Here is a 12,233-nt window from a genome sequence, read left to right as displayed (position 1 = left end):
AAAATACGATGAAGAAAATAATCTCTCTTTTTTTCTGTTTTATCCTGTCACTTTTTTTCCTGACTGCAAATGCTCAAAGACCAAAATGGGCGAATAACAACAGTAGTTATTATACCGCAGAAAAAGGAGAAATAATACAGTACGAATTACCAAATTTTACCAGAAACGTAATTGTTGATGCCAAACAGCTTACACCAAAAGGAAGCGCAAAAGCTTTAGAAGTTAAAGATTTTGAATTCAGTAAAAATGAAAAATTAGTTTTGATTTACACCAATTCAAAAAAAGTGTGGAGGCTGGAAACGCGTGGCGATTACTGGCTTTTTAATACCGAAACAAATGAATTGCGACAGATTGGAAAAAACAGGCCAGAATCGTCTTTGATGTTTGCAAAACTAGCTCCGGACAATAATTCAATTGCTTATGTAAGCAAGCATAATTTATATATTGAAGACCTTAATTCCGGAAAAGAAACGGCTTTAACAACTGATGGAACAGATCGATTGATAAATGGAACTTTTGACTGGGCTTACGAAGAAGAGTTCAATTGCAGAGACGGTTTTCGCTGGAGTCCTGACGGAAAAAGTATTGCATTTTGGCAGATTGATGCTACCAAAATCAAAAACTTCTTAATGATTAATAACACCGATTCTATCTATTCTTATACGATTCCGGTTGAATATCCAAAAGCGGGAGAAGATCCTTCGGCTTGTAAAATTGGAGTTGTCAATATCGCTTCACTTCAAACGACATGGATGAAAGTTCCAGGGGATTCAAAACAACATTATATTCCGTTAATGCAATGGACTCCTGATGGTTCTTCGATATTAGTTGAACAACTAAATCGCAAACAAAATGAAGCCAAACTCTTTTTATGTGACCCTAAAAGTGGCGATACAAGTCCAATTTATTCTGAAAAGAATACTTCATGGATCGATATATTACCAACTGAAAATGAAGGCTTGAAATGGATTAACAACGGAAAAGAATTTCTTTGGTTGACTGAGAAAGATGGCTGGAAGCATTTATATAAAATCAGCAAAAACGGAAAAACAGAAACATTGATTACCAATGGAAAATATGATGTAATTGATATTAAAGCCGTTGACGAAAAAAATGGTTTTGTTTACTTTTTAGCTTCTCCAGATAATGCAACACAGCAATATTTATACAAAACAGCATTAAATGGAAAAGGTAAACTAATAAAAGTATCTCCAGCTAACGAAATCGGAACGCACACTTATCGTTTATCTCCCGATGCAAAATATGCAGAACATCGTTTTTCGAATCATAAAAACCAAAAAATAGCAGAATGGGTTAATCTTTCTACTCAAAAGACTATTAAAGAAACCGATCATAATATGACTGCAAGCGGTAATGTTGAAATGATTCAGATTACAACTGCTGACAATGTTACCCTTGACGGTTGGATGATCAAACCAACTCCATTTGATCCTGCTAAAAAATATCCTGTTTTATTTTATGTTTATACAGAACCTGCAGGCGCAACTGTAAAAGATGCCGCGGGTTATGCCAGTACTTTTTTATACGATGGAGATATTGCTGCCGACGGATATATTCAAATTAGCTTAGATGGAAGAGGAACTCCAGTTCCAAAAGGTGCTGAATGGCGTAAATCGATCTATCAAAACATAGGGATTCTAAACACCAGAGATCAGGCAATGGCCGCTAAGGAAATCCTAAAATGGCCTTTTGTAGACAAAGACCGAATCGCAGTCTGGGGATGGAGCGGCGGCGGTTCTACTACGCTAAATCTTTTATTTCAATATCCTGAAATTTATAAAACAGGAATCGCTATTGCCGCTGTACCCAACCAATTGTTGTATGATAATATTTATCAGGAACGTTATATGGGATTACCTCAGGAAAATAAAGAACCTTTTATCAAAGGCTCTCCTATTACTTATGCCAATAAACTTCAGGGAAATTTATTGCTGATTCACGGCACTGGCGATGATAATGTGCATTATCAGGGAGCAGAAATGCTGGTTAACGAATTAGTAAAAAACGGCAAACAATTCCAAATGATGAGTTATCCAAATCGTACACACAGCATTAATGAAGGAGAAGGAACAACGGAACATTTATCGAAATTATTCACACAATACTTAAAAGAACACTGTCCAGGCGGAGGCAGATAATATCATTTTAAATACCAAGTTCAAAAAAAATATGTTTAGCAGAGAAACTTATATAAACAGAAGGCAAGTCTTAAAAAAAGCAATGGGTTCTGGCCTTATTATTCTTCCCGGAAATGAAGAAGTCGGAATGAACTACCGGGATAATATTTATCATTTTAGACAAGACAGTAGTTTTTTATATTATGCAGGAATAGATCGTCCTTCTTTATTTTTAATAATCGATATTGATGCTGATCTGGAAATTCTATTCGGCGATAACCTGACAATCGAACAAACTGTTTGGGTTGGCCCACAAGATTCATTAAATAGTGATGCAGAAAAAACAGGAATCACAACTGTACAGCCTTTCTCATTTGTAGAAGCTGTTCTTAAAAATGCTGTACAACAGAAACGTGCGATTCATTTTCTACCACCTTATCGTGCTGCTATTACTTTAAAATTAAGTTCATGGCTGGATATTCATCCTAATGAAGTAGCTAAAAAATCATCCATTCCATTATCTAAAGCAATAATTGCACAACGTTCTTATAAAACGAATGAAGAACTGATTGAGATTGAAAAAGCGGTAGATATAACGGCAGCAATGCACTTAAAAGCAATACAAAGTGCAAGACCTGGAATGACCGAATATGAAATTGCAGGACAAGTTGAAGGCACGGCAATCAGTCTTGGCGGTCATCTTGCTTTTCCGACAATACTAACAGTCAACGGACAATACCTGCACAATCATGCCGGCAGTAATGTCTTAAAGGAAGGACAATTGGTTTTATGTGACTGTGGAGCCGAAAACAATATGCGTTATGCCGGAGATATGACCAGAACTTTTCCAGTTTCGAAAACCTTTACAGCACAGCAGAAAGAAATTTATAATATTGTTTTAAAAGCTGAAGAAGCCGCTATAGCCACTCTTAAACCCGGAACTTTCTTCAAAGATTCACATCTTACCGCGTGCAAGGAGATTTTAACGGGATTGAAATCTCTTGGCTTGGTAAAAGGTGATTTGGATGAAGCCGTAGCAGCAGGCGCTCATACCTTATTCTTTCAATGCGGTTTAGGTCACATGATGGGAATGGACGTTCATGACATGGAAAATATTGGCGAAGAATATGTTGGCTACACAGAAACTCTAAAGAAGAGCACCGAATTTGGATTAAAATCACTGCGTCTGGCCAAAGAACTTGAAGAAGGTTTTGTTTTAACTGTTGAACCTGGAATCTATTTTATTCCAGAATTAATTGATCAATGGCAGGCAGAAAATAAATACAGTGAATTTATTAATTATGATAAAGTTCAGGCGTACAGAAATTTTGGAGGTATCCGTATAGAAGAAGATTTTCTAATTACCAAAGAGTCTTATAAATTGTTAGGGAAACCTCTTGCCAAAACAGCTGAAGACATTGAAACACTTCGAAACTATTAAATTTGTAAAATAGTTTTTCCTGGCTGATTACCTAAAAATCAATGAAGCCGTCTCATAATCTGAGACGGCTTTTTTTATCGAAAGTAAACACTGGTTAACTTTTACTAATTATCAGATAATTAAGTACATATATTTTCATAAGGACTAGTTTAACTTAGTATATAAGGAATAAGATTACATTTTAACCATTCAAACTTATTTTAAAACAATTAACAACCAAAACAAACCTTATGAAAGAAAAAAAACTACCCCGATTTTTATCTTTTCTTCTTCTTACTCTTTTTGTGTTAGCGGCAGAAAATTTAAATGCTCAAACGAATTTAGCCAGACTGAGTTCCACAAAAGTCAGTACTTCTCATGTATCGCCCTGGGAAAGTCTAGCGGCTGTAAACGATGGTTTTACGCCTATTAGTTCTGATGACAGAACAAATCCTGTTTATGGAAACTGGGATGGCGATGCGAATTACAATACCTATAACTGGATACAATACGACTGGGATTTTGCTCATCAAATCAATTCTGTGGCACTTTACTGGTTTACCGATTTTGGAGGTGTTTCTCAGCCAACAAATGCCTACATCAGCTACTGGGATGGACTCGAATGGATTAATGGTGGTTCTGTAGGATTGGCTTTAAATCAATTTAATACTCTTGGAAATTTAAATTTTAAGACCAAAAAACTGAGGGTTTATTTTAAAAGTAATACCGCAACCGGTGTGGTAGAATTTCAGGCTTTTGGTGTAGAAACCACTCAATGTGATCCTACGGCATTAACCGCTTCTCTTAAAGTGAATAACGGAACCGAAAAAAGCCTTAATTATGCCGTTGTTTCTCCAACAGATAATGTGCAGTTTTTAGCTTCTATTGCTAATAATCCGACTGGTGGTAAAATGAAATGGACTGGCCCTAATAATTTTACATCGACCAGCCAGAACATTACACTTTCAAATCTACAAGTGGAGAATTCCGGAACGTATCGTTTTTTATACATTAATGAATGCGGGACAGAAAGTGCTTTATCTTTTTACTTAACCGTAAAAGAAAGCAACAGCGATTTCACGACTTGGCCGGGTTATGGCACAACACTTCATTATGATTTTAAAAGCGACTATCCTGATTTTCCAAAACCAACAAAAAACTTAGAAGAAGATTATCCCAATTACAACGGTTGCAATGGCGTTAAATCGACTAATGTGGGTTCATGGACTTTTGTACAAGGGCCAAATGCTAACTCTTTAGTAACAGATGCCGCTGTCGACTTAATGTTAAAACGTTTAGACAGTGATTTTACTTTTTTGAGAGATAATATGGGCTGGCCGCCAGATAAATTATACAGAGCAGGTTATCGCAGTTCAGTATATTTATTTGGTTCTGGTTTGTGTACCGATACCGCTTCAAATACCGATTTAGGAGGATGGCAGAGCGGTGTTGGAACTCCCGATGGAGAAAGCTGGCCAATGGTTCTTTTGTCCTATTATCCAGTTGCGAGTTTTGACCCAAATACCACTTTTCCAGATGCGCAGTATCAAACAGGAGCTTGTGTTCATGAAGGTATTCATGCTATTTATGCTTCTTTGCCAGGTTGCAGAAAATCGGCTTGGTTTCATGAAGGTTCAAATGTTTGGTTGCAGACTGTGTTAGATATCAAAAAAACGGGAAGTACAGACTATAGCAATGTAGATCTAGGATGGCTAAGTGCGGGTTCTGTCATTGCCCCTTTTATTCCGATTGAATGTTATAGCGGCTGGCTTCAGGACGGCACATTTGGCGGGCCATCTGCTGAAGGTGTAGATTCCGGAGTTCAAAATTCTGAAGGAGTTACGTTGAGATTGACCAGAGATATTATTGGAGGTGTGCAGTACAGTTCGGTATTTCCAACCTTTTTAGGTGAAATTGTAGGCGAAAAAAGTTTGCCTTGGGTATGGAATTATTGCGAAGGACGTGTATTAGAAGGTATTGCAAATGGTAATGGCACTGTAAATGGTTTGGGAGAAGATAAAACACGAAAGATGGTTCAGGAATACCGAGCCAGATTAGCATTGTCTGATTTCGGAAAATTTGAACAGCCTATTTTAAATTTGTACCGCAATAATATGGGACGCGAATTAGGGCCTGAGCAACCTGCACTTATCAATGTAGAAAAATGGAAAGCAACACCTTATGCTATAACTACTGAAGATGAAAACGGTTATTTAATTCCGCAAGAAAAAACATTACCTGGCTGGTCTGGAGCTAATTTTATTCCGATTCATGTACAGGGAAATCAGGCTACCGTGTTTTTTGAGCCTTTAGGAGAAAATATGTCGATTCAATTGTGTTATCGTACCAAAGAAGGAAAAACGGTTTATACACAACCTGTTTATGCAGGCGACTGTACTATTTCTTTTTCTCAGGGCGTTCCTGCCAATAGTGTAATATTCGCCGTAATTTGTAATTCTGACTATGTTTTTGAAAATAATGATACCCGTAAAAAGAAGTTTAACTATAAAATTAAACTGGAAGATGGAGCCATTAGAACTGCCAGCGTAGATAAAAATTGGTGGGATTGGAAAGCTACAATAAGCGATAACCTTTCCGTAGCCGATTTCTCCAATTCATCTTCTCAATTTTTGATTTATCCAAATCCGACAAATAATGCTTCTATGCTTAATATTAAGCTTTCAAATGAAAGTACTGAAACTTATAATTTAAAAATAACCAATAGCACTGGACAATTAGTTTTTGAAAATAAAAACTACAATCTGGAAGAACAATATTATACCGGTAATTTGTCAAAAGGAGTTTATTTTGTGACTATTCAATCACAGAATTTCAAACAGACCAAGAAGATTATTGTAAAATAATAGCATTTCCTTACTAATTGCAGACTACATCTTTCGTTTGGAAGATGTAGTTTTTTTTATATATAAAATCAATTAAATAAAAAAAGTCTATCTCAAAAGCACAGTTCTTCAATATTTATCAAAATAGTTATAGCAACAAATACCCCAGCGGGGTATAATATCTATAGAATATCATAACCGCAAACAAAAATAGCTCCAGCGGAGCGGCATATGTTATAGATTCTATATAAAATGTCACTCCTCCGGAGCTTTTTTTTAGACTTTTATTATTTGCTATAAATATGTCGCTTCTCCGAAGCTTACAAAAAGCTCGTCTTTTGAGCAGCTTATTTTGCAATGATAAAAAATATAATTAAAGTGGTTTTGTGTTTTTAAATTGTACTTTATATGGAAAACTTCTGTAAGTTTCTTTCTCATTTTCCCAAGAATGTTTTTCATGTACTTTTGGAGCAGCGCTTACAACCAACCATAAATACTCCGTGTTGGTTGGAATTTTAAATTCGATTTCTTTTTCATTTTCTTTAAAAGCATTGCTGTACACTCTGTTGCCATCTTTTAACGATGCAACAAATCCGTAGCGCCATCCTGCGTTTTCCCTAGAATTGGCTAAACCTTTAAATTTTAATTTAACTTTTGTTCCAGCTTGCGGGACGTTTAATTTAATTCCGTTATAACCATAATCCTGAAGACAATTTGTTGAATCTATTTGATACCAGCCTCCTTCTATTGCATTCAATTTTGAAAAATGTAAATTTCGATAAGGTTTCGCTGCTTCTTCAACCCTTTTTAAATCCCAGGTTATAAACTTTCGGCTTGCATCAAATATTTCGTCATTAAACTGTTCTTGAGAAATAGTATTAATTCTTTTATAAGTCATTACAACATCTTCGCCTTCTTTAGTTGATCTGCTGAGTCTTCCCCAAAAATCAATACCATGTTTCTCAGACCAATATTCCAAGACATAAGGAGAATGATACATATTGGCAGGATGAAGAAAAGCGTAATGCGCTCCTTTTAAAAAATCTTTAAGATGATAATTTTCAAAAGTCATCCATTCCGGATAAACCTGCCAGAGCATATATTGAGCAGACATTTCCATTACAGGCCCAGATGGCCCAGTCTTGCTGTCGGCATGACTCATATATTGGAATGAATGCCCAATTTCATGCGCCAATGCTCCGTAAGGAACTGCATTTATTCGAACAGCTGGAGTCCATAAAATGCCCACTTTATCCTCTTCTCCACCTCCAAAAGCTGTGTTTTCACTTCCTCCAAAAACAAATATTAGTAACTTATATTGATCACTTACGGAATGTCCCTTTTGCACCAATTTCAAATCATTTACATAAAACTGATAAAATCGTTCACATTCTTCAATTGCTTTTTTGGGATCGAAACGTTTTTTAAGATCTGTATTTAATGTTGGATCACTGCCATATTCTTTATGCCAGAACATCACAATATTATCCGATTCTATCATTCGGCTGTAACTGTAATCACTATCTGAAGAATCATAATTATTATGTTCTGGAACCATCCAAATTTTCGCAGGAATATATCTTTCCTTAGCCAAAACTTTTTCTTGCGCATTCATTATACCAACAAATAATAAAAAGAGAAAAGTAGGAATTTTGATTGCCTTATTCATTGGTCATTACTTTTTTGTAATAATTGCCGACCAGCCTCCTCCGGAAGCCATTTTAGCTGTTACTTTAGTATTCTTATTAACCGCTATAATTTCTTTTTTATAATCCTGAGCGAATGCTTCAGCATTGATTCCGTCTGAAAAAACTTCCATCGAAAAATTGCCTTCTCCCAGAAAAGAAAGATCTATTGGCAATGCTCTGGCATCTGCATCTGTCATTCCTCCGACAAACCATTTATCGCCTTTTTTTCTTGCCACCACAATATAATTCCCAACAGAACCATGAAGTACAACTGTTTTATCCCAAACTGTTGGAATTTGAGTGATAAAATCAACTGTTTCTTGTTCTTTGTAATATGTTGATGGCGATTCACACATCATCTGCAAAGGAGCTTCATACACAACATACATCGCCACCTGATGCGCACGAGTTCCCATTGTCATTGGATTATTAAAACTTATGGCAAAATTTTTAGGTTGTTTATTAATCATTGCTCCCGGAGTAAAATCCATTGGGCCTGCTGCCATTCTGATAAACGGAATGGTTACAGTATGTTCTGGCGTAATATCTGTACTCCATTTATTGTTTTCATTCCCTCTTACTCCTTCGTAATTCAAAACATTTGGGTACATTCGGTGTAAACCTGCGGGTTTAAATGCACCGTGAAAATCTACTAACAATTCTAGTTTGGCACATTCTCTGGCAATCTGCTCATACGAATTGACCATATATTGGTCGTTACGCTGCATATAATCAATCTTAATTCCTTTTGCACCCCAGCTTTTATAAGTTTCCAGAATTTGCAATAAATTTTGGTCTAATGGTTTCCAAAGAACCCAAAGAATAATTCCGACTCCTTTTTCTTTTCCATATCGAATCAATTCTTTTACATCCATTGCGGGATTAAAATCAAGAATGTTGGTAGTCGATTTTGTCCAGCCTTCATCTAGAATTACATATTCCACTTTATTCGCTGCAGCGAAATCTATAAAATATTTATACGTTTCGGTATTTAACCCTGCTTTGAAATCAACACCGTAAATATTGTTATCATTATACCAATCCCAGGCCACTTTTCCCGGTTTGATCCAATCCGTATTTTTAAGTGCATTCGGTGCCGCAAGCTGGTAAGACAAATTGCTTGATACCAAAGTACGATCATCATCACTGATAATAAATACACGCCAAGGAAAAGCTCTGTTTCCACTTGATTTTGCAATATAATCAGCTTCTTTTGTAATGGTCTGCACACGATCGGATTTTCCATCCTTATCCACTGCTTCTAAAACATATTTTGGAAAAATAGCATTTAAAGTGGTGTTTCCATTTCCCTTTAAAAACAATCCCGGATAATCATGAAGAGCAGTTTCTGTAAACAAAACCTTGGCTTTTGGAGTAGTAAACAAAACAGGAAGACTGCAAAAATCCTTTGACGCAATCTCATTTAAAGACTTATCCAAATACAATCTTTCATTATGAGAATACATCGATTCTTCTTGCGGAAATAAAGAACGTGAACCGTTAGGAAATGATAACGAAACTTTCTCTGAAACTACATTTCGTTTTTCTTTGGCCTCATCTACAAACTGATAAGCCACTCCGTCATTATAGGCACGGAAATTAAGTCTATAATTTCCCTGATAAGTAATCGAAAGTTCTGTGTATTCATCTTTAATTTCAGACTCTTTAATTGGCACTATGGCATGTATATTTTGAGATACACTTTTAACCGTTTGCTTTTTAACCTTCGGATTTAATCCAAAATTGGTTTTAGACGAAAAATCCATTCCTGCTTCTGCATTCTCAATGATTAAATTTCCATTTAATGATGCCGACCAGGAAATTTTATCGGAATGATTCACTTTTATTTGAATTCGTCCATCTGGAGATTTAACCTCATAACTTTGAGAAGAAGCTTGATATGCACACAACAATAAGCCACATAAAATCAGTACTCTTTTTTTCATCTTTGAATGCTATTATTTTTTTATACTATTTTGCAGAAGGTTCTTTAGTTGCTTTAGGCGCGGTTTGTTTCAGTAGATTTAGTACCTCATCTTTAGTCAAACCATAATCATACATTTTTAAAGAGGCCATAAAACCGGAGTAATTCTCTCCAATATCTGAAGCTCCAATTATAATTTTAGCATTTTTGATAGCCGATGACAACATCATATTTTGAGAATTATCAAGTACGCCATCGACATAAATTTTCTCTACCACTCCATCAAAAGTCAAAACAATATGATGCCATTTATTTTGTTCCGGAACTTTGTTGTATTTCATATCAAAATGACCATCCAAATGTGGCGCCGCACCATAATGTCCGCTATTGTATGCCAATGCATTAAACGAATTGGCTAAATTATATTCAGAACGATCGCACCATGAGGCTAGAAACTCTCCTTCTTTGGCTACTTCCGGATTTTTTACCCAGACTGCCACAGAATACGAACCATTCCAAGCCAGATTTTTAGGAACGGGTTTGTCTAATATCAAAGCGCCGTTTACAAACTCAAGTGCCTTAATTTTATCCTCTTTATCCCAGGAAATCTTTACATCCCCAGTTTTTGTAAATACACCACCTAAAGAACCTTTATTAGGCAGACTTTTAAATGAATTTCCGTATTTTTCATTAGTTACATCAATATCGATCAACATTTTATGTGAACTTACAGCTGCTGGTTCTGTGTTTGATTTTTTATTTTCTAATGGTAAAGGAAGTTCAAATAATTCGTTGTATACTTTTATGTTCCAAACTGCGGCATAAAGCCCTGCTTTTTCTGTACCTAGAACTTTTAGTTTTAAGAAACGTGCTGTAACATTTTTATCATCAATCATCGGACTTCCCGAAGTACGGTTTTTTGATTTATCAGCATATAACTGCCAATTTTTTCCATCTGTTGAATATTCTAAAGTGTATTGATAATAATAACTGGCAAATTCAAATTGTGTCATGACCCTTTTTATTGGTTTTACACTTCCTAAATCTACAGTTAAATCCTGTGGAAGTGCATTACTTCCAGCTTTCCACATAGTCGCATTATTATCATCTGTAGCAAAATCAGGCTTATATTCGTAATTGTGTTCTAACGATTGTAAATGATAATAAGATGATGCGGTAGTGCGAGCATTTAAAGCTATATTTTCAGGTACATTCGATTTTACAATTTCTCCTATGCCGCTTGAAGTTGGAATCACTTTTGCAATAGTAGAATCATTTTCGAAAATCATTTTATCGATACAGACTTGTCTTGCCAAACCACCGCGTGTCATTGGATAATCATGTTTATGATACACAATGTAATAATCTTTTCCATCTTCTAATACCGAATGATGTCCCGGCCCGTGAGTCGTTTTATCTTCGTTCGTACTCAAAATCGGATTGTTAAGTCCTTCTTTAAAAGGCCCGTAAGGAGAATCTGAGTAAGAATAACGTACATTATAAGTTTCATCATGACAAGAAGCTCCGGAATACATCAAAATGTATTTATTTCCTTTTTTCATCATGTAGGCGGCTTCGAAAGGTTCAGGTGTTTGGCTTAACGGAATATTTTTAGAATTCATCATATTCTTCATCGTAGCACTATTCAATTCTCCAACGGCATATCCGCCATTATAATGCACCCAAGTTCCCCAATAACTGTATATTTTACCGTCGGTATCTCTGAAAAATTGTGCATCTAAAGATGGAAAACCTTCTCTTGGATATCCATTTGAAATAACGGGTTCGTCATTTTCATTGAGTTTTTTCCAAGGCCCGACTGGAGTATCCGAAACATAACCGTAAATATTACAGCCAATTTCGCAGTTCCCGAAATACAAATAATACTTACCATCATTTCCAACCACAATATCCGGCGCCCAAAAATTGGTAATGGGTTTTGCCGTAAAAGACGGAATTTCCATGGTATAATTGTACCAGTTTTTTAAATCCTTACTGTACCAAACCGTTGGAGCTCCTGATGCCAGCATTTCATTATCGGTCGTGGCATAGATATAATAAATGTCTCCAAATTTTTTAATAGTTGGATCTGCGTAATATCCAGGTAATATTGGATTTCCAGTTGATAAATTACTCGCTTCAACTTTTTTTTGAGCAATGACTTGTAAGGTAAAAACGAGTAGTATAAGGTTGTAAAATATGTTTTTTTTTGACATTGCT

The 12,233-nt window shown here is 35.8% G+C and carries 6 protein-coding genes; 3 read left to right on the top strand and 3 right to left on the bottom strand.

All coding sequences use genetic code 11. The annotated features are described in order from the left end of the window. Nucleotides 1–8: 8 nt before the first annotated feature. From ACFS3A_RS00120 to ACFS3A_RS00110, 3 genes are all read left to right on the top strand, one after another. Nucleotides 9–2,159, top strand: a complete 2,151-nt coding sequence (locus ACFS3A_RS00120; protein WP_379823103.1) for a S9 family peptidase — start codon at nt 9–11, stop codon at nt 2,157–2,159. A gap of 31 nt (nt 2,160–2,190) precedes the next feature. Further along, nucleotides 2,191–3,579 carry an aminopeptidase P family protein gene (locus tag ACFS3A_RS00115; protein WP_379823102.1) on the top strand — a complete coding sequence of 463 codons (1,389 nt, stop codon included), beginning with the start codon at nt 2,191–2,193 and terminating at the stop codon, nt 3,577–3,579. Nucleotides 3,580–3,809: 230 nt separating this feature from the next. Then, the gene (locus ACFS3A_RS00110) at nt 3,810–6,422 is read left to right on the top strand and encodes a T9SS type A sorting domain-containing protein (protein WP_379823100.1); all 2,613 of its coding nucleotides are present in this window, start codon (nt 3,810–3,812) and stop codon (nt 6,420–6,422) included. A 352-nt stretch (nt 6,423–6,774) separates the two neighbouring features. On the opposite strand, the gene ACFS3A_RS00105 is transcribed toward ACFS3A_RS00110, so the two are convergent. Genes ACFS3A_RS00105 through ACFS3A_RS00095 form a run of 3 tightly spaced genes read right to left on the bottom strand, consistent with a single transcriptional unit; the run spans nt 6,775 to nt 12,229 of the window. Next, entirely contained in the window at nt 6,775–8,070 is a 1,296-nt protein-coding gene (locus ACFS3A_RS00105) for a DUF6055 domain-containing protein (protein ID WP_379823099.1), read from the bottom strand. A gap of 6 nt (nt 8,071–8,076) precedes the next feature. After that, the gene (locus ACFS3A_RS00100) at nt 8,077–10,035 is read right to left on the bottom strand and encodes a glycoside hydrolase family 97 protein (protein WP_379823097.1); all 1,959 of its coding nucleotides are present in this window, start codon (nt 10,033–10,035) and stop codon (nt 8,077–8,079) included. Nucleotides 10,036–10,060: 25 nt separating this feature from the next. Beyond that, a complete protein-coding gene (locus ACFS3A_RS00095) occupies nt 10,061–12,229 on the bottom strand; it encodes a family 43 glycosylhydrolase (protein ID WP_379823095.1) in 2,169 nt (722 codons plus the stop codon). Nucleotides 12,230–12,233 lie beyond the last annotated feature (4 nt).

The organism is Flavobacterium notoginsengisoli (assembly GCF_042686225.1).
GTDB lineage: Bacteria > Bacteroidota > Bacteroidia > Flavobacteriales > Flavobacteriaceae > Flavobacterium > Flavobacterium notoginsengisoli.
This window is presented reverse-complemented; position numbering and strand designations above follow the sequence as displayed.

Excerpts from the sequence above, each read along its gene's own strand:
- ACFS3A_RS00120 (WP_379823103.1), top strand. The coding sequence starts at position 9 with ATGAAGAAAATAATCTCTCTTTTTTTCTGTTTTATCCTGTCACTTTTT.
- ACFS3A_RS00115 (WP_379823102.1), top strand. The coding sequence starts at position 2,191 with ATGTTTAGCAGAGAAACTTATATAAACAGAAGGCAAGTCTTAAAAAAA.
- ACFS3A_RS00110 (WP_379823100.1), top strand. The coding sequence starts at position 3,810 with ATGAAAGAAAAAAAACTACCCCGATTTTTATCTTTTCTTCTTCTTACT.
- ACFS3A_RS00105 (WP_379823099.1), bottom strand. The coding sequence starts at position 8,070 with ATGAATAAGGCAATCAAAATTCCTACTTTTCTCTTTTTATTATTTGTT.
- ACFS3A_RS00100 (WP_379823097.1), bottom strand. The coding sequence starts at position 10,035 with ATGAAAAAAAGAGTACTGATTTTATGTGGCTTATTGTTGTGTGCATAT.
- ACFS3A_RS00095 (WP_379823095.1), bottom strand. The coding sequence starts at position 12,229 with ATGTCAAAAAAAAACATATTTTACAACCTTATACTACTCGTTTTTACC.